17 protein-coding genes are annotated in these 22,102 nt (G+C 63.3%); 16 read left to right on the top strand and 1 reads right to left on the bottom strand.

Annotation, left to right across the window (positions count from 1 at the left end):
• On the top strand, window positions 1–586 hold a 586-nt coding region (locus BMY67_RS17930; RefSeq protein WP_143069914.1), incomplete at its 5' end, for a T9SS type A sorting domain-containing protein.
• Window positions 587–799: 213 nt separating this feature from the next.
• On the opposite strand, the gene BMY67_RS17925 is transcribed toward BMY67_RS17930, so the two are convergent.
• Window positions 800–1,552: a DUF4184 family protein gene (locus BMY67_RS17925; protein ID WP_092774160.1), complete on the bottom strand. Its 753-nt coding sequence runs from the start codon at window positions 1,550–1,552 to the stop codon at window positions 800–802.
• 314 nt (window positions 1,553–1,866) lie between these two features.
• On the opposite strand from BMY67_RS17925, the gene BMY67_RS17920 reads away from it, so the two are divergent.
• From BMY67_RS17920 to BMY67_RS17850, 15 genes are all read left to right on the top strand, one after another.
• Window positions 1,867–3,906 (top strand): ATP-binding protein, encoded by a 2,040-nt coding sequence (locus BMY67_RS17920; protein ID WP_092774159.1) that lies wholly within the window; start codon window positions 1,867–1,869, stop codon window positions 3,904–3,906.
• 513 nt (window positions 3,907–4,419) lie between these two features.
• A complete protein-coding gene (locus BMY67_RS17915; RefSeq protein ID WP_092774158.1) occupies window positions 4,420–4,797 on the top strand; it encodes a response regulator transcription factor in 378 nt (125 codons plus the stop codon).
• Window positions 4,794–6,023: a sugar transferase gene (locus BMY67_RS17910; protein ID WP_092774157.1), complete on the top strand. Its 1,230-nt coding sequence runs from the start codon at window positions 4,794–4,796 to the stop codon at window positions 6,021–6,023. Before BMY67_RS17915 ends, BMY67_RS17910 begins: the two co-directional genes overlap by 4 nt.
• Window positions 6,020–6,769: a TolC family protein gene (locus BMY67_RS17905; RefSeq protein WP_092774156.1), complete on the top strand. Its 750-nt coding sequence runs from the start codon at window positions 6,020–6,022 to the stop codon at window positions 6,767–6,769. Before BMY67_RS17910 ends, BMY67_RS17905 begins: the two co-directional genes overlap by 4 nt.
• Window positions 6,766–8,901, top strand: a complete 2,136-nt coding sequence (locus tag BMY67_RS17900) for a GumC family protein (RefSeq protein ID WP_143069913.1) — start codon at window positions 6,766–6,768, stop codon at window positions 8,899–8,901. The genes BMY67_RS17905 and BMY67_RS17900 overlap by 4 nt, the downstream gene beginning before the upstream one ends.
• 65 nt (window positions 8,902–8,966) lie before the next feature.
• Window positions 8,967–10,421, top strand: a complete 1,455-nt coding sequence (locus BMY67_RS17895; protein ID WP_092774154.1) for an O-antigen ligase family protein — start codon at window positions 8,967–8,969, stop codon at window positions 10,419–10,421.
• Complete coding sequence (locus tag BMY67_RS17890) at window positions 10,414–11,325, top strand: glycosyltransferase family 2 protein (RefSeq protein ID WP_092774153.1); 912 nt, start codon at window positions 10,414–10,416, stop codon at window positions 11,323–11,325. Before BMY67_RS17895 ends, BMY67_RS17890 begins: the two co-directional genes overlap by 8 nt.
• A gap of 231 nt (window positions 11,326–11,556) precedes the next feature.
• The gene (locus tag BMY67_RS17885) at window positions 11,557–12,762 is read left to right on the top strand and encodes a glycosyltransferase family 2 protein (protein WP_092774152.1); all 1,206 of its coding nucleotides are present in this window, start codon (window positions 11,557–11,559) and stop codon (window positions 12,760–12,762) included.
• A gap of 231 nt (window positions 12,763–12,993) precedes the next feature.
• On the top strand, window positions 12,994–14,208 hold the full coding sequence (locus BMY67_RS17880) for a glycosyltransferase (RefSeq protein ID WP_092774151.1): 1,215 nt from the start codon (window positions 12,994–12,996) through the stop codon (window positions 14,206–14,208).
• A 15-nt stretch (window positions 14,209–14,223) separates the two neighbouring features.
• Window positions 14,224–15,447 carry a glycosyltransferase family 4 protein gene (locus BMY67_RS17875; RefSeq protein ID WP_245745086.1) on the top strand — a complete coding sequence of 408 codons (1,224 nt, stop codon included), beginning with the start codon at window positions 14,224–14,226 and terminating at the stop codon, window positions 15,445–15,447.
• A gap of 59 nt (window positions 15,448–15,506) precedes the next feature.
• A complete protein-coding gene (locus BMY67_RS17870; RefSeq protein ID WP_092774150.1) occupies window positions 15,507–16,139 on the top strand; it encodes an acyltransferase in 633 nt (210 codons plus the stop codon).
• An 81-nt stretch (window positions 16,140–16,220) separates the two neighbouring features.
• Window positions 16,221–17,387: a glycosyltransferase family 2 protein gene (locus BMY67_RS17865; protein WP_092774149.1), complete on the top strand. Its 1,167-nt coding sequence runs from the start codon at window positions 16,221–16,223 to the stop codon at window positions 17,385–17,387.
• A 187-nt stretch (window positions 17,388–17,574) separates the two neighbouring features.
• A complete protein-coding gene (locus tag BMY67_RS17860) occupies window positions 17,575–18,927 on the top strand; it encodes an oligosaccharide flippase family protein (RefSeq protein WP_092774148.1) in 1,353 nt (450 codons plus the stop codon).
• A gap of 206 nt (window positions 18,928–19,133) precedes the next feature.
• The gene (locus tag BMY67_RS17855) at window positions 19,134–19,994 is read left to right on the top strand and encodes a beta-1,6-N-acetylglucosaminyltransferase (RefSeq protein ID WP_092774147.1); all 861 of its coding nucleotides are present in this window, start codon (window positions 19,134–19,136) and stop codon (window positions 19,992–19,994) included.
• A 487-nt stretch (window positions 19,995–20,481) separates the two neighbouring features.
• Window positions 20,482–21,879, top strand: a complete 1,398-nt coding sequence (locus BMY67_RS17850) for a cadherin-like domain-containing protein (protein ID WP_177189912.1) — start codon at window positions 20,482–20,484, stop codon at window positions 21,877–21,879.
• The last annotated feature ends 223 nt before the right edge of the window (window positions 21,880–22,102 follow it).

Below are 22,102 nucleotides of genomic sequence, written 5' to 3'. Positions count from 1 at the left end.
GCCAAGCCACAAGCAGCGCATTGCCAGCTGCAGCGGCTGGACCAGCGGCGTGCACGACTTCGGCCGCTACGCCAGCCAGCAGTCGGCCCCGGTGCAGCTCGTGGCCGGCCGCCGCTACTACATCGAAGCCCTGCACAAGCAGGAGTGGGGGCCCGGCTACCTGGCCGTGGCCTGGCGCCGCCCCGACGGCTCCCGCCAGGAACCCATCCCCGGCAGTGCCCTCATCCCCTTCACGCCTGATTTGCAGGGCCGGGGGTTTGCCAGCTCCACTGCTTCCGGTTCCGACACAGCCTTATCCGAAACGGTTGCGGGAGCACGCACGCAGGTAATTGTTGCCCCGAATCCGCTTGGCTCGCAGGATAGCCGGGCCAGTATCGAGTTCCGCACCGCGCAACCAGGCACCGCTACGGTTTCGCTCTTCAATGCGCAGGGCCAGCTGGTACGCCAGTTGTTTGCCGGCGCTCTGGAAGCCGGCCTCCCCCGCACCGTCGACCTGGACCCGGAGGGCCTCAACAACGGGCTTTATTTTGTGCGCCTGGTAACGGCCACCGAAGTAGTCAACCAGCGTCTGGTCATCAGTCGCTAAAAGCCGGGGCCGGCCACTGCGGCCACGTAAAAAGAGGGCGGTAGTACCGGGGCATCAACTCACTTAGAGTCGACGCCCTGGCACTACCGCCCTTTTTTTGTGCCCCTGCTGGCCGAATAAGGCTGCATAACCGCCCCAAAAGCCATGCGGCAGCCGGCGCGACCAGTTGGCGCAGCAGCAACGGACTGCATCAGCAAGCCCCTGGGCTGCTATTCAGCGGGGCGGGTTGGGCAGGGAGCTTTTGGGCCGGAAATACACCGACGACACGAGCACGCCTATCATCGAAGCCGAAATGGCCGCAATGCCGATGCTGAGCCAGCGGGGGTCTGTGAGGAGTGTCCACTGGATTACCAGCGCCGCTGCGAGCAGGGCGGCAACTCCCCAGTAGGCTTCGGGCATGGCCCCCGGCACTGCCCGGACCGGCTGCTGAGGGAGCTGCCAGACGGCCCAGGCCGTCAGCAGGCCGCCCACGCCGGTGCTTACAAGGCCGCTCACTTCATAAATGGGCATTTGCCAGCTCCCTATCTGCACGGGCGCCGTCAGACCGGGCATAAACTTCATCATCAGATAGCTCGGATGCGTGAAACTGTCCCAGAGAATGTGGCCCGCCGCGCCCAAAACAATGCTCAGCAGCACCCCGCCGTAGTGCTGCCGGAAATAGTGTGGCCAGTTGAAGGAAGCGTACTTGGCAACCCGCCGCCGGAGCCACGCGGGCGAATGCGCCAGTAGCGGCCGGCGCACCAACCTATGGAATATAAAGGCAATAGCCAGGGCCACAGGGCAGTTGAAATAGAAGATGCTGGCCGCCGTGTGGCTGTAGCCGCTGGCCAGCTGCAGCCGGAAAAACTTTTCAAAATCGGGGGCGATGCTGCCAATTATCAGCCCCGTGGCCGATAGCCAGGGGTAGCGCCGCCGGGCCCGCAACAGTGGGATAACCAGGGCCGGGTGAGAAAACGTGAAGGGCATCGGACCAAATAAAAGCGAACAGAACCACAACGCCTGGCCCAACCGGCTCCGGATTCCGGCGGCCTGAGCCCTGGCGCTGCCCCAAACCCAGGCCGCCGGCACAGCCGCTGTGCCGGCGCTGCCTGCCAGGAACCGGCAAAGTAGCCCTTACGGCCGACTTCCCACTGACCCGCAACTACATAACAATTGGACCGCTACGCCGGCAGTACTGGCCCGGGTGTGCGGAAGCGCGGGAAAACGAACCCAAAAATTCCAATCTATAAATACTATCTTACTATTTTTACTATACCCTCGCCTTTTTTCATCTGCTGCCCATGGGTTCGAAACCAGCTTCCTTGTCAGCCGCCCTGGCCACCGAGCGTCGCCGCGCCCAACTGGCCGAAGCGGAGTTAGCCCGGCTGCGGGGGCAGCTGGCTGGCCTGCACCAACCAGCAGCAGCAGCAGTGGCGTCGTCGGGCGGGCAGCCCCACCTGCAGGAGCAGCAGCAGGACATCATGCAGCAGGTTATCAGCATCAGCCCCCATTTTATCTGCGTAGAAGATGCCGCCGGGCAGATCATCATGACCAACCGCAGCCATGAGCACATCCGGCGCTGGAAAGACAACCGGGCCTGCGCGGTGCACCACCCCGCGGCCCCGCCCGCCACTCCGGTGGCCGGGCCGCCGCCCAGCGTGGTCGAGTTTGAGGAATGCTACCCCCTGGCCGACGGGGAAACGCACTGGTTTCATACCACGCAGAGCCCCTTGCTGCGCGCCGACGGCAGCTACTACCTGTTCACGTTTTCTTCCGACATCACCCACCTCAAGCACATTACCCAGCTGGCCGAGCAGTCGGCGCAGGCCCGGCAGATGTTCATGGCCAACATGAGCCACGAAATCAGAACTCCGCTGCACGGCATTATGGGCATGGTGCAGCTGCTGAGCAAAGAGGCCCTTACCCCGGAGCAGGCCGACTACACCGAAATCCTGCAGGCCAGCACCGAGAACCTGCTGGTCGTTATCAACGAAATTCTGGACTTCGCCAAAATCGAGTCGGGCAATATCGCCCTGGAGCGAATCCCGTTCGATATTGCCCATACCGTGCGCACGGCGCTCCAATCGTCTGCTTTCGCCGCCAGTGAGAAAGGCCTGCACCTCATTATCAGGGGCCTGGAGCAGGGCCTGCCCCTGGTTGCGGGCGACCCCCACCGGCTTCGGCAAGTGCTGATGAACCTGCTTGGCAATGCCGTTAAGTTCACGGAACGCGGCACTGTGACCGTTACCATTGAAGCCCGCCGCCAAAACGACCAGCTGTCGACTACGTTTCGCGTGGCCGACACCGGCATCGGCATCAGCCCCGAAAACCTGACTTCCATCTTCAATAGCTTTCAGCAGGCCAACAGCAGCATATCGCGCCTGTACGGTGGCACGGGGCTGGGGCTGGCCATCTGCAAAGACCTGGTAGAGCTGCAGGGCGGCCGCATGGAAGTGCAGAGCGAGCCGGGCCGGGGCAGCTGCTTTGCGTTTACCATTTGCTACCCCCTCAGCGACCAGCCCCTGGTGCAGCAGGAGCCCGCTCGGCTGGAACCGGAGCTGCTGCGGGGGCTGCGCATCCTGTTCGTGGAAGACAATGCCCTCAACCAGCTGATTGCCGTGGCGCTGATGAACCAATGGCACGTGCGGGCGGATATGGCTTTCAATGGGGAGGAAGCGCTGAAAAAGGCCCAGGAAGAGCCGTACGACCTTATCCTGATGGATATTCAGATGCCGCAGCTGGATGGCATTGCCGCCACCAGCCGGCTCCAGGCCGCCGACGGCCCCAACCGCCATACCCCGGTGGTGGCTTTTACCGCCGATGCCCTGCGCATCAACGACGAAACCATGGGCAATTTTGGCTTCGCCGATTTCCTCACCAAGCCTTACACCGAACAGCAGCTCTACAGCCTGCTGGCCCGCGTCAGTCAGCGGGCCGGGAGCGGGCCGCCGGTGGCCGCCGGAGCTGCCCGGGCGCCCGATCCGAAGCAGCACTACGATTTCCAGCTGCTGGGCAGGCTGGCCAACGACGACGATTTTATCCGGCAGCTGCTGGAGCTGTTCATTGAGCGGGTGCCGAGGCAGTTGCAGGAGTTGGCCGAGGCCAGTGAACGAGCCGACTGGCACACCATCAGCACCACGGCCCACAGTCTGAAATCGGCTTTTGGCACCCTCAATATTCACCCGGAGGCCGCCCGCCTTAAAAAGCTGGAAGAGCTAGCCGAAGCCCGGGCGCCGAAAGAAGAGCTGCTGCTGGTGGTAGCGGCAATTGCGGCGGCTACCGAGCCTTTTCTGGCACTGTTTACCACGGCAATTGCGGAACTGAAGCCGGCTAGCCACTAAGTGCCCACCCCCACCAGTTCAGGGCTGGCACCACAGGTCAATCCGGCGGCGCGGAGTACTGCTTTGTCCGGGCCCGATGAGGCGCCGCATTTAGTTATCAGGCCAGGGGAGCGGCTAATCCGGCTAAAATAGGGCATTCTATATTTCTTATATTATATGGATAAAACACCTATCCGGGCCGCTCAGCCAGATTTAGGACTTAATAATGAGTAAATGGATATTTGGTAAAGGTTACTATTCAAAGAATTTTTTGTTGCGCTTGGTGCAACAAACAATATGATAAGCTTTATTAATCCAAATAAATCCCTTTATTTGTATAAAGTTGCACCTATTTCACCTTTAACTCTCTGCCGAACTACCCGCCCGCTACCCCACTGTTAAGTTCCGGAAGCTAGTTAGCAATCTACTAGCTGTCAGCATTTAATGTATTGAAGTACAGTAAAAACACTTTTTCATAATTGTACTATTTACAGCGGATCGCTCTTCTTGAGTCTTCATTTCACTTCCGTCAAGATGAAAAAAGTCTTACTCATAGTAGATGACGAGCCGGCAATGCGCCTTATCCTGGAGCATTACTTTGGCACTGACTACCAGGTGGTAACCAAAGCCAACGGACCGGAGGCGGTGCAGTGGCTGGAATCGGGTAACTGCCCGGCCGCTATTGTGGCCGACTATTCGATGCCGGTGATGAACGGCGCGCGCTTCATCCAGCGAATCCGGGCGGATAAAGTCTGCCACAGTGTCCCGCTCATTATCCTGTCGGGCAAAGACAGCAGCAGCACCCGGATAGAGTGCCTGAAAATGGGCGCCGACGACTATCAGATCAAGCCCTTCAGTCCCGAAGAGCTGGCGCTACGCCTTCAGAACCTCCTCAACCGGGTGCGCGCATGAACCATTCCCCACCCTCCTCTGCCGTTCTGCTCCTCACGCCCGATGAGCAGGAAGGCCAGCGTATCCGGCAGGAGTTCCATCCCGAGCTGGACGTATTGGTGGCGACCAATCCGGCGCAGGCCCTGCTGCTTTGCGCGCGGCAGGGCGAGAATTTCGCGGCCGTAGTAAACGCGGCCGACCCGGCTTCCAGTCTGGGGCAGCAGCTGATCGAACTGCTCAGGCGGCAAAACCAGTCGCTGGTGCAATCCGTGTTCTGGCTTACTAAAAACCGCGTGGCCCCCGCCCTGCGGGCCCTGCTGTTGGGCGGCGTACACAGCGCGGCTTTTGCGGAAGCCACGGCTGCGGCCCCCGACCAGGACGCCTGCCGGGGCGCTAACTGGCCGCACAACGCCGACCGCGTCGGGCCCGCCGCGGGGCCCGCCCCTTCCGGCAGCCCATACGCGCTACAGACACCCGTTACCAAGCGGCTGTTTGATGTCGTGTGCGCGGGTGGAGCCTTGCTGGTGCTGGCCCCCTTTCTGCTGCTGCTGGCGATACTTATCAAGCTGGAGTCGCCGGGGCCGGTGTTTTACTACTCCTACCGGGTGGGTGCCGGCTATAGGGTGTTCAAATTCTGGAAGCTGCGCTCTATGCGCCTGGATGCCGATCAGCTGCTGGAGTCGATGAAAGACCGCAACCAGTACCAAACGTCCGCTGCTGCGGCCGCCACCGCAGCAGCGGTGGGCGACAAGCCGGATGCCGGGCTGTGCGCCGACTGCGCCTGCCAGGGCAGCCAGTGCCGGCATCAGCTGGTAGATGCCCAGGGCCAGTTGATTTGTGAGGAGCAGTACCGCCAGCAGCAGCAGCAGGCAAAAGCCCCGGCCTTCATCAAAATTGCCAACGACCCCCGGGTGACCCGCCTGGGCAAGTTTCTGCGCAATACGAGCCTCGACGAGCTGCCGCAGCTCTATAATGTACTGCGGGGCGATATGTCGCTGGTGGGCAACCGGCCGCTGCCGGTTTACGAGGCCGAGCAGCTGCTCACCGATGCCTACGCGCAGCGCTTTATTGCGCCGGCGGGCATTACCGGACTCTGGCAGGTAAGCCGGCGCGGCAAGGGCGGCAGCATGTCGGAAGAAGAGCGCAAGGCCCTGGATATTGAATACGCCCGCAGCTACTCGCTGAAGAAGGATTTTGAGATTATTCTGAGAACCATCCCTGCTTTATTTCAGAAGGAGAACGTATGATCAGACTGTTCTTAACCGCCCTGCTACTTTCCCTGCCCACGGCGCTGGCGCTGGGCCAGACCAAAACGCCCGAAGCCACCGAGGCCTGGCAGGCTGTTTTTTTTGCCTCGCCCGCCAAAGCGCTGCCGCTGCTCACGGCGGCGGCCATCAGCCACTCGGCCGAGCTGCGGGCCCTGGAAATTGACAAGTCGCTGGACGAGCTGAACCTGAAGCTGAGCAGGCGGGCCATTCTCAACAGCGCCGCCCTGGGCGCGGGCTACGTCTATGGCAACCAGGCCAGTATTGCCCTCAACGACCCCCTGAACCCCAACCAGTTCACTACCTTCAGTTCGGGCCGCTACCAGATTGGCGCGAGCTTCAACCTGCCCCTGGGGCAGGTTGCAAGCCGGGGCACGCAGATCCGGAAGGAGGAACTGAACTACAAGCGCAGCGAAGCCACGCGCCAGGGCCAGGAAAGCCAGCTGCGGCAGCAGATAATTCAGCTTTATCAGAATGTGCTGCTGGCCCGCAAAGTGTTTACCCTGCAACAGGAAGCGCTGGTAAACACGCGCACGAACTATCAGCTGGCGGAAAAGAAGTTTCAGCAGGGGCAGATAAGTCTGCAGGAGCTTTCCGAGGTCAGCGCCCTGCTCACCAGCGTATCGGTGGCGCGCGAATCGGCCAGGAGCCAGTACGATACGGCTTTCCTGGTGCTGGAGGAAGTTGTGGGGGAGAAGATACCAACCTTAATGACCTCTACGCTATGAGCTTAAGCGACGTATTCCGGCTTTTAGCCCGCAGGTGGTTGCTGCTGCTGCTTGTTCCACTGGTGCTTGGTGCCTCCACGTACTATTTCGCCCGCGGCCTGCCCAAAGTGTACAGCTCCGATACCACCATTTACACCGGCATTGCCTCGGGGTATTCGCTGACCGGCAACGCCGTGGCCGACTACACGGCCACCAACAATGCCTTCGACAACCTCATCAGCCTGATTACGGCCCGCTCGACCAAGGAGGAAGTGATTTACCAGCTGCTGGCCACCGACCTGCAGGCCCTCGGGCAGCGGCCTTCGCTGCTCGGCACTGCCCGCTACGAGGCCCTGCGCGAAAGCCTGCCCGCCCAGCTCCGCCAGCAGCTTACCGGCGGCAGCCTGGCAGCCACGCGGCAAAAGGTGCGCAGCTACGCGGCCGCCAATAATACCAACGCCGTGCACCAGCTGCTGAATTCCGACAACGCTACGTACTCGCTGGCCGCGCTCAGCAAGCTGGCCTCTACCCGGATCGGCTCCAGCGACCTGATCAAGCTCACGTTCGAAAGCTACAACCCCGAGGTGTGCCGCACCACGCTGGAGCTGGTTATCCAGGTGTTTCTGGATCAGTCGAAGAACCTGCGCGAGGGCCAGACGGCCTCGGTTATTGCTTATTATGAAACGGAGCTGCAGCGGGCCAAAGTCCGCCTCGACAGCGCGGAAGCGAAGAACCTGGCCTTCAACCGCGACAACAACATCGTCAACTACGACGCGCAGTCCAACAACGTGGCAACCGGCAAAGAGGCCCTGGCCGCCCAGCTCAGCGAGGTAAACCAGCAGTACGCCGGCGCCCAGGCCGCCCTGAACGCCGTGAACCGGAAGCTGGGGGGCCGCCAGGCTTCGCTGGCGAGCAACCGGCAGATGCTCGAGCAGCGGCAGCAGCTAAGCCAGCTGAACGCCACGCTGGCCGATCAGCAGCTCTTCAGCCCCCAGGATGGCAAGGCGGCCACTAAAACCCGGCAGCTCCAGGCAGAAGCCGACAAAGTAACCCAGGGAATCCAGAACAACGTGGATAGAATCTATGCCCAGAGCAATTCGGTTGAGGGCATTCCGAACAAGGAGCTGCTGGATGAATGGGTGCAGAACATGGTGCTGGTAGAATCCAACCGGGCCAAGCTGAACGTGATGAACCGCCGCCAGCAGCAGTTCGAGCGCGAGTACCAGCGCATGGCGCCGCTGGGGGCTACGCTCAAGCAGATTGCCCGCGAAATCGACCTGGCCGAGAAGTCTTACCTGACGGTGCTCAGCAGCCTCAACGCGAGCAAGGCCACCCAGCAGAACACCCAGCTTACGGCCAACCTGAAAATAGTGGACCCGCCCAACCTGCCCTCGAAGCCCCAAAGCAACAAGCTGCTGCTGCTGGTACTGATGAGCGCGGTGGGCGGCTTTGTGTGCGTGGTGGGCACCATTCTGGGCGGGGCGCTGCTGGATAAGAGTATGAAGAGCCCGGCGGAAGCGGCCCGGCAGACGGGCCTGCCGGTGGCCGGCTTTACGCTCGATGCCCACGCCGCCCCAACCAAGCGCCTGCAGGCGTCCAAGCAGCGCAGCCTCAATCAGCTGGTGCGCCACATCCTGCTCAAGGTGAACACCTCGCCCACGCCCGGGCCCTTTGTAGTGGGCATTTTCAGCGTTCAGCGCCAGGAAGGCAAAACCACCCTCTGCCAGGCGCTGGCCGACCGGTGCCACGGCATTGGGATGCAGACCCTGGCCCTGTACCCTGACGACGAGCAGGCCCAGCAGTCGGAGGCGCACACCGAGGTGCCCTCGCTCTACTACCCGACTGAGGCGGCAGCCGTGCACGGCTGGCCGCTGGAAGAGCTGATTCAGGCGGCCCAGCCCAAACGCATGGCCGAGTTCAGCGCCCCCGATGTGCAGGTGGTGCTGGTAGAGTTTCCGGCCCTGCGCGAAGGCGCCCTGCCCGCCGGCCTGATGAAGCAGCTGAACCTGGTGTTTCTGACCGTGCCCGCTACCCGCGCCTGGCGCCTGACCGACCACCAGGCGGTAGAAGGGCTACGGGCCGCCACCGCGGCCCCCGTCGAGGTAGTGCTTTCCGGGGTAGACCAATATCACGGCGAAGAATTCCTGAGTTAGGCCGCCCGGGGCACGGCCCACTCCCGGGTCGGCCGGTCGGCGGTCCGCATCATTTCCCTGGTTTTATGAAATCGGCCCCGTCGCTTACTACTACGTTTGTAAAATCGCGCTGGCTGCTGCCGGCGGCGGTGGCCGGGGCGGTGGCGGCCGGCTGGCTGACGGGCCGGCTGGGCATCCTCGTGCCGGGGGCGCTGCTGCTGGTTCCCGTGGTGCTGCTGGTGCTGGTAGTTACGTTTCAGTCGCCCCGCCTTGGGTTTGCCATCTACATCAGCTACAGCTTTTCGCTGGCCTACCTGAGCCGCCACCTCAACGCACGGGTGGGGCTGGTGCTGGAGGGGCTGCTGCTGGTTATCTGGCTGGCCGTGCTGTTCCACCGGACGGCCCCGCCCGACTGGCGCCGCCTGCGCAACGACCTGTGTTGGCTGGCGCTGAGCTGGTTTTTTATCAACCTGCTGGAGCTGGCCAACCCCGCGGGGGCCAGCACGGTGGGCTGGTTTTACGAGGTGCGCAGCAGTGCGGTGCTCTGGCTGCTGGTGGTGCCGCTGGGCTTTATGGTGCTGCGCAGCAAGCGCGACCTCAACCTGTTTTTGTACTTGGTTATCGGGTTTTCGGTGTTCGGGGCGCTGTATGGCATCAAGCAGAAGTTGCTCGGGCCCGACGTTATGGAGCAGCAGTGGCTGGACCAGGGCGGGGCCCGAACGCACGTCATCTGGGGGCAGCTGCGGGTGTTTGCCAACTACAGCGAGGCCGCGCAGTACGGCTCCTCGCAGGCCCACGTTGCCCTGCTGTGCTTTATTCTGGCCCTGGGGCCCTGCTCGCTGCCCAAGCGGCTGCTGCTGGTCGCCGCCGGGGGGCTGCTGCTCTACGGCATGCTGATTTCGGGTACGCGGGGGGCATTTTATGTGCTGGCCGCCGGGGGGTTCGTGTACCTGGTGCTGAGCAAGCAGCTGAAAGTGCTGACGCTGGGCCTGCTGCTGGCCGGGGCCGCCTTCGGAGTGCTCAAGTACACCGGTATCGGCAACTCCAGCCCCGGCATATTCCGGCTGCGCACCGCCCTCGACCCCAACGACCCCTCGCTGCTCGTGCGCCTCGAAAACCAGCGCATTCTGCGCGAGTACCTGCGCCCGCGGCCCCTGGGCGGCGGCGTGGGCGTGATGGGCACCTATGGCACCGAGTACAATGCTGGCAAGTTTCTGGCCACCATCCCGCCCGACAGCCTGTTCGTGAAAATCTGGGGGCAGTACGGCATCGTGGGGCTGCTGATCTGGCTGGGCATGATGCTCTACATTTTGGGCAAGTGCGCCGGCATTGTGTGGCGGCTCCACGACCCGGGCCTGCGGCAGAAACTGCTGGCGCTGACGGCGGGCTACGCCGGAATTCTGCTGTGCAGCTACGGCAACGAAATCATGAACCAGATGCCCTCTTCCGTTATCGTGTACGTGTCGTGGGTCTTCATTTTTATGGGTCCGCAACTCGATACGGATACGCCCTCACTTCCTGCCGCTACCCCCCATGGCTGAGCCGCTGGTTTCCATCATTTCCATCAACTACAACCAGGCGCGGGTTACCTGCGCCATGCTGGCCTCGCTGCGCACGCTCACCTACCCGCGCTACGAGGTGATTGTGGTGGACAATGCCTCGCCCACCGAAGACCCGGCCCCTATTACCGACGAGTTTCCGGAGGTGCGCCTGATTCGCTCGGCCCGGAACCTGGGCTTTGCAGGCGGCAACAACCTGGGCATCCGGGCGTCCAACGGGGCCTACTGCCTGTTTCTGAACAACGACACGGAGGTAACCCCGCACCTGCTCGAGCCGCTGGTAGCCGCCCTGGAAGCCGACAGCCGGCGCGGCATTGTGTCGCCCAAAATCGTTTTTCATGGCACCCGCGGCCTGATTCAGTACGCGGGCTGCGCCGGCATCAGCCCCTGGACCGGCCGCAGCCACGTAACCGGCTACCTGGAGCCCGACCGGGGCCAGCACGACACGTCGGGCGCTACCGCCCTCATTCATGGGGCCGCCATGATGGTGCCCACCCGCATTATCCGGGAGGTGGGCCTGATGCCGGAGCTGTACTTTCTCTACTACGAGGAGCTGGACTGGTGCGAGATGATAAAGCGCCGGGGCTACCTGAGCTACTACGAGGCCGGGGCCACAGTGTACCACAAGGAATCCGTTTCGGTGGGCCAGGGCTCGCCGCTGCGCACTTTCTACCTGAACCGCAACCGCCTGCTCTACATCCGGCGCAATACCCGCGGCTGGCGCTTCTGGAGCGGCTCGCTGTTTTTTCTGTCGGTGGCGGTACCCAAAAACAGCCTGGTTTTCGCCGCCCGCCGCCAGTGGGCCCACCTGCGGGCCTTGTGGCAGGGCCTGAGGTGGCACGCGCAGGGGCAGGACGTGCACCGCAATCATTTCCTGCCCTCGTAGCCCCCGCCCCGGGTTCGCTTTCACTCTATTCTCCTGATTCCTATGCCAGAAGTCCACTCTCAATCACCCACCAAGCAGGCGCTGCGCCGCCTCACCCACCGCCGGCCAATGCCCGCCCCTGAGGCCTGTCCGTCCCTAAACCCTCGCCTGGCCTGCCAGAGCGCCCCTGTACTACCTGCTTTGGTCGTTCCGACTCGGGGCGCTCTGGCAGGCCAATAATTCGTAGCGCTCATGGGCCCGTTGGAATTTCTGCTAAACCTGCTTCTGTACCTGCTGGGCGGCTACCTGCTGTTCAACGTAGGCTATTTGCTGTTTTTTTCGGTGCTGGGGCACCGCCGGCTGCCCGCCCTGCCGGCCGCGCCGGCCAATAGCCCTCTGCGCCGCATGTGCGTACTGATGCCGGCCTACCGGGCCGATGCCGTTATTGCCGCAACGGCCCCCGCCGCCGTTGCGCACGCCTATGCCGGCCCGGCCCACGTGCAGGTAATTGCCGACGGCCTGCGGCCCGCCACCGTGCACCGCCTGCGCGAGCAGGGCGCCGGCGTGCTCGAAGTGGCGTTTGAGCGCAGCACCAAAGGCAAGGCCCTGTTGGCCGCCCTGAACGCGCTGCCCCCCCACGCCCACGATGTAGCCGTGATTCTGGACGTAGACAACGAAATGGCCCCCGGCTTTCTGACGCAGATAAACCAGGCCTTCGCGGCCGGCTACCAGGTGGTGCAGGGGCACCGCACGGCCAAAAACCTCGACTCGCCCTTCGCCGTGCTCGACGCCTGCAACGAGGAAATCAACAACCACATCTTCCGGCAGGGCCACGCCAGTCTGGGCTTGTCGGCGGCGCTCATCGGCTCGGGCATGGCCTTCGAGTACGACTACCTGCACCGGCTGCTGCGCACCATCGGCGACACGCCCGGCGAAGACAAGGAACTGGATTTCAGAACCCTGCAGGACGGCATAAAGATAGCCTACCTGCCCACGGCCTACGTGTTCGACGAGAAAATACCGAACGCCAGGGTATTCGCCAACCAGCGCACCCGCTGGCTGGCCACCCAGCAGGAGTTTCTGAGCAAGTATTTCGTGGAAGGCCTGCGGCAGCTGGGCCGGGGCAACGTTGATTTCGCGGACAAGATCGGGCAGTCGTTGCTGCTGCCCCGGGTGCTGCTGCTGGGCTTGCTGGGGGGGCTGCTGGGGCTGCGCCTGCTGGGGGCGGCGGGGCCGCCGGCGGGGTTCTGGCTGGTGCTGCTGGCCGGCACAGTGGGGGCCCTGCTACTGGCGCTGCCGGCCCGCCTCTACACCTGGCAGGTGGGCAAAGCGGCCCTGCACCTGCCCGTGGCCCTGGGCGCCATGCTCAGGGCGCTGCTGCAAATCAGGCAGGCCAAAAAGTCCTTTATGCCCACGCCGCACGCGCCCGCCGGCAATTCCTCGCCCGATTTACAGTAACTGCCTATGCCCTGGGAAATCATTATTCTGCCCGCTCTGGCCAGCTTGCTCTTTGGCTTTTGGCGGGGCCTGCGGGCCCGCGGCCGCCGCTAGGTAATTGCTCGAAAGTAAGTAGCTTATTGGTCGTTAACCGTCGGTGCCTGGCTATCAGGCAGACCATTGCGAGCAAACGCATTACGGACAATCAACCCCTGAGAAGTAGTAGCACAACAACCCCTTCTGTCCCGGCCCATGAAACACCAGAACATCGTTATGCTCTGCCAGCAGAACTGGGAGTCGGGCCTCGATTCCAACGCCCGCAACCTGGCCAGGGAAATTGCCCGCCATAACCGGGTGCTGTACGTAAACCTGCCCCTGGACGTGAGCACGCTGGTGCGCGGCTACCGCGACCCGGCTACCCGGGCCCGGCTGCGCAGTTTAGGACGAAAGTTGCCGCCCCGGCCGGTGGCGCCCAACCTGTGGGTGTACACCCCCCGCGTGGTAGGCCTGTCCATCAACTGGCTGCCCTCGCGGCCGCTGTTCAGGCTGCTCAACCGCCTCAACGGCCAATGGCTGGCCCGCAGCATTGCGCGGGCCACCCGGCAGCTGGGTTTCCCGGACTATATCCTGCTCCAGGACGGGCTGATTTTTCAGGGCCTGGAGCTGCCGGGCCTGCTGCGCCCCCGGCAGTTTGTTTACTACCTGCGCGATTTCATGATTGCCGTGCCCTATTTCCAGCGGCACGGCCCCTGGGCCGAAGCGCAGCTGATGCAGCAGGCCGATGCCGTGGTGGCCAACTCGGCTTACCTGCGCGACTACGCCCGCCAGCACACTCCGCGCAGCTACGACATTGGGCAGGGCTGCGTGCTTACGCGCTACCAGGCCAACCAATCTCACCCCGAGCCAGCCGATCTGGCGGCCGTGCCCCGGCCCCGTCTCGGCTTCACGGGCTACCTCACCAGCCTCCGCCTCGATCTGGCCCTGCTGCTGGCCATTGCCCGGCAGCGCCCCCATTGGCAGCTGGTGCTGGTCGGCCCCCAAGACGCGGACTTTGCCGCCAGCGAGCTGCACCAGCTCCCGAACGTGCATTTTCTGGGCAACAAGGCGCCCGACGAGCTGCCGGCTTATCTGGCCCACGTGGATGTCTGCATCAATCCGCAGGCCGTCAACGAAATAACTATTGGCAACTACCCTTTGAAAGTGGATGAGTACCTGGCGATGGGCAAACCGGTAGTCGCCTCCGCCACCCGCACAATGGAGCTGTTTGCCCGCCACGTGTACCTGGCCACCGGCCCGCAGCAATGGCTGGCCATGCTGGAACGCGCCCTGGTGCAGGCCGGCCCCGGCACCGCGGCCGCCCGGATAGCCTTTGCGGGCAGCCACACCTGGGCGGCCAGCGTGGCCGCCCTGTACCAGGCCCTGCAACCACCGCAGCCCACCAGCCGGCCGGCCCCCATTTCTTCCTGACTTATTCTTCTGCTTATGCTTCCCCAACTTCAAGCCCGCAAGAATACGCCCCTGGCCGCCGCCGACCCGGCCCCGGACCGGCCGCTGCGCATTGGCATTGAGGCCCAGCGCCTTTTCCGGCCCCACAAGCACGGCATGGATATCGTGGCCCTGGAGCTGATCCGGAATTTGCAGCAGCTGGACCATACGAACGAGTACTTCGTTTTTGTGAAGCCCGACCAGGACAATACGGTGCTGCGCGAAACGCCCAATTTCCGCATCGTGGAAATTGCCGGGGGGCCTTACCCGTTCTGGGAGCAGGTGCTGCTGCCCCGCGCCGCACGGCAGGCCGGCCTCGATGTGCTGCACTGCACCAGCAACACCGCGCCGCTGCGCCTGGCTATGCCCCTGCTCCTGACGCTGCACGACATTATTTACCTGGAGCCGCTGGATTTGCGCCGGGGCAGCTGGTACCAGCGGCTGGGCAACCTGTACCGGCGCTGGAACGTGCCCCGCGTACTGCCCCACTGCGAGCGGGTTTTCACGGTGTCGGCTTTCGAGCAGGGTCGCATTCTGGAGCGGCTGCCGGCGCTGGCCGGGCGGGTGCAGGTGGTGTACAACAGCGCCGGCGAGCAGTTCGGCCCCGTGGCCGGCCCCGCGGCCCTGGCGGCGGCGAAGGCCCGCTACCGGCTGCCCGACCGGTTCATCTTTTTTCTGGCCAATACCGACCCCAAAAAGAACCTGCGGGGCGTGCTGCAGGCCGTGGCGCTGCTCAAGGCGCGCGGGCAGCTGCAATGCCAGCTGGTGATGCTCGACTACCAGGAAACCGCCCTGACGGCCCTGCTGCGCGAGCTGGGCGCGCCCGACCTGCGGGCCGACATCCTGCTGTGCGGCTACGTGCCCAACCAGGAGTTGCCGCTCATCTACCAGCTGGCCGAGGTATTTCTGTACCCGTCGCTGCGCGAGAGTTTCGGCATTCCCATTCTGGAGGCTATGGGTTGCGGCACCCCGGTTATTACCAGCACCACCTCATCGATGCCCGAAGTGGCCGGGGAGGCCGCGCTCCTGGTCGACCCGTTTCAGCCGGAAGCCATTGCCAGCGCCATTCTCAAGCTGCAGAATGAGCCCGCTACCCGGGCCGCGCTGGTGGAGCGGGGCCGGCAGCGGGTCCGGCAGTTTTCCTGGCGCGAGGCCGCCCGGCAAGTCCAGCGGGTGTACCAGCAGGTGGGCCGGCCGGCCGCCGCCGCAACGCCGCCCTAGCGGGGCCGCGGCTTTTCCGCTCCGCGCAAATCCGGGCCATTTCCACTTCTCCTTCCGCCATGTCGCTTACCGATAAAATCAAGCACAATCCCCGCCTCAAGCAGCTGGTGCTGCGGTTGCTGCTGGTGCCCCGCGAGGCCCGGCCCCGGCTGTGGGTGCGCTACCTGGTTAATCCGTTCGTGCACCGGCGGGGGCGCCGCGCCCGGGTGCGCTGGCGCACCCGCCTCGATGTGGTGCCGTTTCAGCCCTTTATGGTAGGCGAAGACTCTGTTATTGAAGACTTTACTACCGTCAACAACGGCATGGGCCGGGTGTGCATCGGGGCCCGGACGCTGGTGGGCATGAGCAACGTGCTGATCGGGCCCCTGTGCATCGGCAACGACGTGATTATTGCGCAGAACGTGGTGTTTTCCGGCCTCAACCACGGCTACCACGATGTGCATACGCCCATCCGGAACCAGCCCTGCACCACGGCCGAAATAGTGGTGGAGGATGAAGTCTGGATCGGGGCCAACGTGGTGGTAACGGCCGGCATCCGGATTGGCCGGCACGCCGTGGTGGCGGCCGGCAGCGTAGTAACCCGCGATGTAGCGCCCTACACCATTGTGGGCGGCAACCCCGCCCGCCTTCTCAAACACTACGATGCCGCCACGCAGCAGTGGCACAAATACCGCCCGCCGGCGTTGCCCTGAGCGGCCGGTTGCCCCCCACGGACGCCCCGGCGTTCGACTGGCCGCTGAAGATCAATTACCAATACCCCACGCGCCCTGTTTATGCTCACGGTCTTCGTTCTTCTGTTTTGGCTGGCCCTGGCCGTGGTGGCCTACACCTACGTCGGCTACGCCTTGGTGGTGTGGGTCTGGGCGAAGCTGAAAGGTCCGCGGCCGGCCCCGGCGCTGGGTTTCGAGCCGGCCGTTACGCTGGTGGTGCCGGCCTACAACGAGGCCGATATCCTGGCCGATAAAGTGCGCAACTGCCTGGCCCTCGACTATCCGGCCGCCCGGCTGCAGCTGCTCTTCATTACCGATGGCTCCACCGACCACTCGGCCGATGTGCTGGCCGCCTACCCCGAAGTGCAGCACCTGCACCACCCCACGCGGGCGGGCAAGTCGATGGCCGAAAACCGGGCCATGAGCTACGTGCATACGCCCTTCGTCATTTTCACCGACTGCAACACGCTGCTCAACCCCGAAGCCGTGCGCCAGCTCGTGCGCCACTACCAGGACCCTGGGGTGGGGGCCGTGTCGGGCGAGAAGCGGGTGCGGCGCGACGGCAGCGCTTCCGGGGCCGGGGAGGGGCTGTACTGGCAGTACGAATCGTTGCTGAAGCGCTGCGACTCGGAAATCTACAGCCTGATGGGCGCGGCCGGCGAGTTGGTGTCGTTCCGGACGGCCTTGTTTGCGCCCCTGGAAGCCGACACCGTGCTGGACGATTTCGTGCAGTCGATGCGCATCGTGGCCGCGGGCTACCGGGTGGTGTACGAGCCGGCGGCGTACGCGCTGGAGCCGCCCTCGTTTTCGCTTGCCGAGGAGATGAAGCGCAAAGTCCGCATCTGCGCCGGGGGCTGGCAGGCCATGGCGCGCCTGCAGCCGCTGCTGAACCCGCTGCGCCAGCCAGTGGTGGCCTTCCTGTATTTCTCGCACCGGGTGCTGCGCTGGAGCCTCACGCCGCTGCTGCTGCTGCTGCTGCTGCCCCTGAACGCGGTTCTGGCCTGGGGGTACGGGGGGCTTTATACCGCGCTGCTGGGGCTGCAGGGGCTGTTTTATGGGGCCGCGGGGCTGGGCTGGTGGCGGGCCCGGCAGGGCCGGCCCGCGGGCCCGCTGCTGGTGCCGCTCTACTTTACCATGATGAACGTCGCCGTTTTCCAGGGAGCCCGGCGGTTCTGGCACAACGCCCAGCCTGCCGCCTGGGACAAAGCCCAGCGGGCTCCCGTTGCCTGATCTGAGCGGCGGACTGGCGGTGCCCGGTTTTCCGCTCCGCAAAGCCATCCGCGCCGGAGCCATTACAAAACAACGATTCACGAATTCAAGCCCGCTACCGAATGAGAGATAAACCAGCAAGGCAATGGGTAGGGCGGCGTGCTGAAGCCACGCACCGGCTATCGGCTTAAGCCAGTCCGGAAAAGCTATGTTCGCTAAACTACACGCGTATTTGGGCAACCAGCAGGTGCTGTCGCTGGCCGGCAACCTCACGGTATCCGTGATGAGTATCGTCTCGGTGTCGCTGCTGTTTCGGGTGCTGTCGGTGCCCGAGGTGGGCGTGTGGGTGCTGTTTATGTCGGTCGTGGGCCTGGCCGATTCATTCCGGGCCGGCTTTCTTACCACCGCCTTCATCCGGGCCCGCTCGGGGGCGGCGGCGGCCCGCGTGGCCGAGGTAACGGGTTCGGCCTGGGTTATCGCGCTGCTGATTACCGGCGGGCTGGTGCTCCTGAACCTGGGGGCCTGGCTGGTGCTGGGCTCCAGCCCCGACCCCACCACCCGGGTGCTGCTGCACTGGTTTGGGGTGGTGCTGGTGGTAACGCTGCCCCATTTTATGGCCGCCTCGGTTATGCAGTCTCAAATCCGGTTCGACCGGATTCTCTACATCCGCCTGCTTTCGCAGGGCCTGTTCGTGGTGTTTTTGGGGGCGCTGCTGCTGCTGGGCGAGGTAACGCTTATTTACGTGGTGTACAGCTACGTGGGGGCTTCGCTGGCAACCAGCCTGCTCGTGCTGCTGCTGGGCTGGGCTCGCATTAGCAGCCTGCCGCACCAGAGTGGCGCGTGCATCCGGGAGCTGGCCCACTTCGGCAAATACAGCGTGGGCAGCTACGTGGGGGCCAACCTGCTGCGCAGCTCCGATACCTTTATTATCAGCTATATGCTGGGGCCCGCGCCGCTGGCCGTGTACAACCTGGCCGGGCGCTTCATGGAAATCGTGGAAATTCCGCTCCGCAGCTTCGTGGCCACGGCCATGCCGGCCATGTCGGCGGCCTTCAACCAGGGCCGCCGCCACGAGGTGGCCCGCCTGTTGCGCAAAAACGCGGGCATGCTCACCTGCGCCTTCATCCCCGTTATTATCGGCACCATACTACTGGCCGACATTCCGGTGCAACTCATTGGGGGAGCCAAATACCAAGGCAGCGAGGCGGCCAATCTGCTGCGCATCAGCATGGTGCTGGCCCTGCTCTACCCCATCGACCGGTTCGTGGGCGTTACGCTCGACGTGGTAAACCAGCCCCGGCTGAATATGCTCAAGGTGTTTCTGATGCTGGGCGTGAACGTGGCGGGCGACGTGGCGGCGCTGCTTTTGTTTGGCAACATCTACGGCGTGGCCGTGGCCAGCCTGCCCACGGGCATCGTGGGCTTCATCTTTGGCTACCTGCACCTCAAAAAGTATCTTCCCCTGTCTATCCGGCACATTATGGTCACCGGCTTCAGCGAAATCCGGCTGCTGGCCCGCAAAACGTTCGACAAGTTCGCCCTGGTGTTCGGCAGTGGCTAAGCGCCCCGCAGCGTACAGGGGCAGCCCGTTTTTTATCAGCCCGTTTAAAGCTAAACTATTGCCAGCGAGCTGCCTGAGCTGGCGAAGAACGCGGCCGAAACGCCGGTTTCAGGGCTCCGCTCAACCCCGGTCTTCGTTTTCCGATACACGCTCGAAAGTCCCTGGCCAGCTTCGGCAAGATGCCGGCGGCCGTAATCTGATTTGCAATGAGGATTGCCCATCTACTTATGGTTCATAAGAACCCCGCTCAGGTCGGACGGCTGGTGCGGGCGCTAGCGCATGAGCAGAGTGCGGTCTACATTCACCTGGATGGCAAGGTCGATGCGCGCGACTACGAGCAGTTGGCCCGTTTGCCGGGCGTGCGCTTTATTCGCAGGCGCTACGCCATCAACTGGGCCTCGTTCAGCTTTGTGGAGGCCACTGTGCAGGGCTTCCGCGAAATTCTGAGCAGCGAGCAGGAGTTTGATTTCATTAACGTGCTGAGCGGGCAGGATTATCCGCTGCGGTCCGCGGCCGAGATTCACGCCTTTTTCGTGCAGCATCCGGGCCGTTCTTTCCTGGCCTACGAGCCGGTAGAAGGGTCGGCGTGGTGGCAACACGCCCTGAGCCGGCTGGAGCAGTACCACACGATTCAATACCGCTTCCGGCTGCAGTACCGCCTGCAAAACGTACTCAACAGGCTGCTGCCCAGGCGCCGGTTTCCGCTGCCCTACCCCCTCTACGGGGGCCCCTACGGGGGCTGGTGGACGCTGGCCCGGGGCGGGGCGGCTTACTTGGTAGAGTTTATGGACCAGCACGCGGAAGTCCGGCGCTTTGGCCGGCTTACGTGGGGGGCCGATGAATTCCTGCCGGCCACCATCCTGCTCAACTCGCCCCTGAAGGATACGATTATCAACGACAGCCTCCGCTACGTCGACTGGTCGGAAGGCGGCGCCAACCCCAAGCTGCTGGGCCTGGCCGACGCGGCCGCCCTACGCCAAAGCCCCAAACTTTTCGCCCGCAAATTCGACATCACCTACGACGAAAAGATACTGGACCTGCTGGACCAGGGGTTGGTTAAAGGTTGATTTTACAGACTTAGTAATCTGACTACCAAAAACATACACAGACTGCCAAGTCAGGCAACGGATGAAAAAAGCCTGACCGGCAGACGCAGAAGCCAGCGCAGGCCCGGAGCTAAGTCAGATCCGGCAATGTGGGTTCTGCCGGGCACTATCAGGTCTTGATTCGAGCGAGGAATAAAATGGTATAAATAGCAGATAATTAATAACAATACCTTATTTTTAGTTCGCAACGGCCACCCGCAGCACCCTGTTGCTGCTCGTCAACCGGGCTGCCCTGACCAGGTTACCAGATCCGTTTCGCTTCAGCACCTTGTAAGCTGCTCTTCTGCAGCGCCAGCTTCGGGGCAGCTTTCCCTTGTGCTTCACTTGGCAGTTCGCAGATGCCACCATTGTTCACGTATTTCAGCAGTGCTCCTTACCTATGACGAATTTATCCTTCCGTCGCCTGCTGAACGTGTTAACGGCCACAGTCTGCTGGCTTTTCATCCCTATGCTCGCGGCTGCCGCCGGCCCGGCAGAACCCGTCTTCCTGTATCCGCCCACCCCGGCTAACGGGCAGACCTATAGTATCTCGTCGGGCCAGACCCTGTCGTTTCTGGTGCGGGCCACGGATACCGACAACGGCGACCAGCTGACCCTGCAGGTGCAGGGGCTGCCGGCCTCGGCCTCCCTGGCGCCCGCGCTACCCGCCCGTAGCAACCCCGTACAGAGCACCTTTACCTGGACGCCTACCGCGGCCGATGCCGGGCTGCACGTGCTGTCTTTTACCGTGTCGGATGGCCAGCACCCGCCGGTGGCCACCAAAATTATCCTCCGGGTCATCGCTCAGCCCTGTGCTGTGCTGGTCAATCAGCCCACCGCCAACCCCGACCAGCTACGCATCCCGGCCGGCACCTCGCTGCTGATTTCCGCCGCCACCCTGTTGGCCAACGATACCGACCCGCGCAACCAGGCGCTGCAGGTAGCCAGCGTAGGCACTCCCACCGTCGGACAATTGACGACAAACCCCAACGGCACGTTTACCTACACCCCCGAAGCCGGTTTTTCGGGCCGGGCAACGTTTACCTACCTGGTGCGCCCGGCCGGGGCGGTGCTTGTGTCGGAGGCAACGGGCCATTATTATGAGCTGATTCAGGCTCCCGGGATTTGCTGGTCAGCAGCCCAGGCGGCCGCCGCCGCCCGAACCTACCAGGGCCTGACGGGGTATCTGGCCACCATCACTTCGCCCGCCGAGCAGGCATTGCTGGCCAACAACGGCCAGGCCCAGTACTGGCTGGGAGCGGCCGACGACGTGGTGGAAGGGGAATGGCGCTGGAAAACCGGCCCCGAAAAGGGAGAACTATTCTGGCAGGGCAGTGCGGCCGGCACGTCGGTCGGCTACAGCAACTGGTCGACCGGTGAGCCCAACGACTTCCGGACCCAGGCGGCGCCCGCCGGGGAGGATTACGGCCAGTACTACGGCGGCTCGGGCTTGTGGAATGATGCTCCCGCCTGCAACGAGGCAGGCGTGACGGCGGGCTATCTGGTGGAATACGGGGGCCTGGATGCCTGTACGCCCCTATACTTTGCTACGGGCACTGTTACTATCGTGGTGGAGCCGCCAGTTACCACCACTGCCCCGGCGGCGCCCGTAACCCGACTGCAGGTTTCGCCCAATCCGGCCTCTACGGAAGTAAGGGTTGAATTTACGCCGACCACCACCGGCCCAAGTCAATTGGACCTGTTCGACTTGCAGGGCCGGCAGTTGCGCACCCAAACCAACGGCGAACTGCGAGCCGGTAAACCGTACGAATTCAGGTTGGATGTGCGCGGTTTACCCCCGGGCGTTTATCTGTTGCGCGTGCGTACCGGCCACACTACTGAGCGCGTCAGGCTGGTGCTGGAATAAGGTGCCTGGCCGATTTGGATAGCCACGGGTCCAGTTCACTGGGCTTCGCCTTAGCACTATTCACCCTCAAAATCAGGTCCGCAGGAAGCTCAGCAAGAAGCGGCGTGTAATGAATACATTATTGATGTGGTTAGTAACGGCGGGCAGCTTGCTCTGAATGTGCTGGCAGGGTGGCTGGCATTCTGGCAACTTAGAGCAAATTTCGAATCGACATACAGGTTGT

It is taken from the genome of Hymenobacter actinosclerus, assembly GCF_900111515.1.
Classification (GTDB): domain Bacteria; phylum Bacteroidota; class Bacteroidia; order Cytophagales; family Hymenobacteraceae; genus Hymenobacter; species Hymenobacter actinosclerus.
The sequence above is the reverse complement of the archived record's forward strand: the minus strand, read 5'-3'. Positions and strand labels throughout refer to the sequence as shown.

Coding starts and splice junctions, on each gene's coding strand:
- BMY67_RS17880 (WP_092774151.1), top strand. CDS start 12,994: ATGAAACACCAGAACATCGTTATGCTCTGCCAGCAGAACTGGGAGTCG.
- BMY67_RS17865 (WP_092774149.1), top strand. CDS start 16,221: ATGCTCACGGTCTTCGTTCTTCTGTTTTGGCTGGCCCTGGCCGTGGTG.
- BMY67_RS17860 (WP_092774148.1), top strand. CDS start 17,575: ATGTTCGCTAAACTACACGCGTATTTGGGCAACCAGCAGGTGCTGTCG.
- BMY67_RS17850 (WP_177189912.1), top strand. CDS start 20,482: ATGCTCGCGGCTGCCGCCGGCCCGGCAGAACCCGTCTTCCTGTATCCG.
- BMY67_RS17890 (WP_092774153.1), top strand. CDS start 10,414: ATGGCTGAGCCGCTGGTTTCCATCATTTCCATCAACTACAACCAGGCG.
- BMY67_RS17875 (WP_245745086.1), top strand. CDS start 14,224: ATGCTTCCCCAACTTCAAGCCCGCAAGAATACGCCCCTGGCCGCCGCC.
- BMY67_RS17855 (WP_092774147.1), top strand. CDS start 19,134: ATGAGGATTGCCCATCTACTTATGGTTCATAAGAACCCCGCTCAGGTC.
- BMY67_RS17895 (WP_092774154.1), top strand. CDS start 8,967: ATGAAATCGGCCCCGTCGCTTACTACTACGTTTGTAAAATCGCGCTGG.
- BMY67_RS17885 (WP_092774152.1), top strand. CDS start 11,557: ATGGGCCCGTTGGAATTTCTGCTAAACCTGCTTCTGTACCTGCTGGGC.
- BMY67_RS17910 (WP_092774157.1), top strand. CDS start 4,794: ATGAACCATTCCCCACCCTCCTCTGCCGTTCTGCTCCTCACGCCCGAT.
- BMY67_RS17870 (WP_092774150.1), top strand. CDS start 15,507: ATGTCGCTTACCGATAAAATCAAGCACAATCCCCGCCTCAAGCAGCTG.
- BMY67_RS17915 (WP_092774158.1), top strand. CDS start 4,420: ATGAAAAAAGTCTTACTCATAGTAGATGACGAGCCGGCAATGCGCCTT.
- BMY67_RS17905 (WP_092774156.1), top strand. CDS start 6,020: ATGATCAGACTGTTCTTAACCGCCCTGCTACTTTCCCTGCCCACGGCG.
- BMY67_RS17920 (WP_092774159.1), top strand. CDS start 1,867: ATGGGTTCGAAACCAGCTTCCTTGTCAGCCGCCCTGGCCACCGAGCGT.
- BMY67_RS17925 (WP_092774160.1), bottom strand. CDS start 1,552: ATGCCCTTCACGTTTTCTCACCCGGCCCTGGTTATCCCACTGTTGCGG.
- BMY67_RS17900 (WP_143069913.1), top strand. CDS start 6,766: ATGAGCTTAAGCGACGTATTCCGGCTTTTAGCCCGCAGGTGGTTGCTG.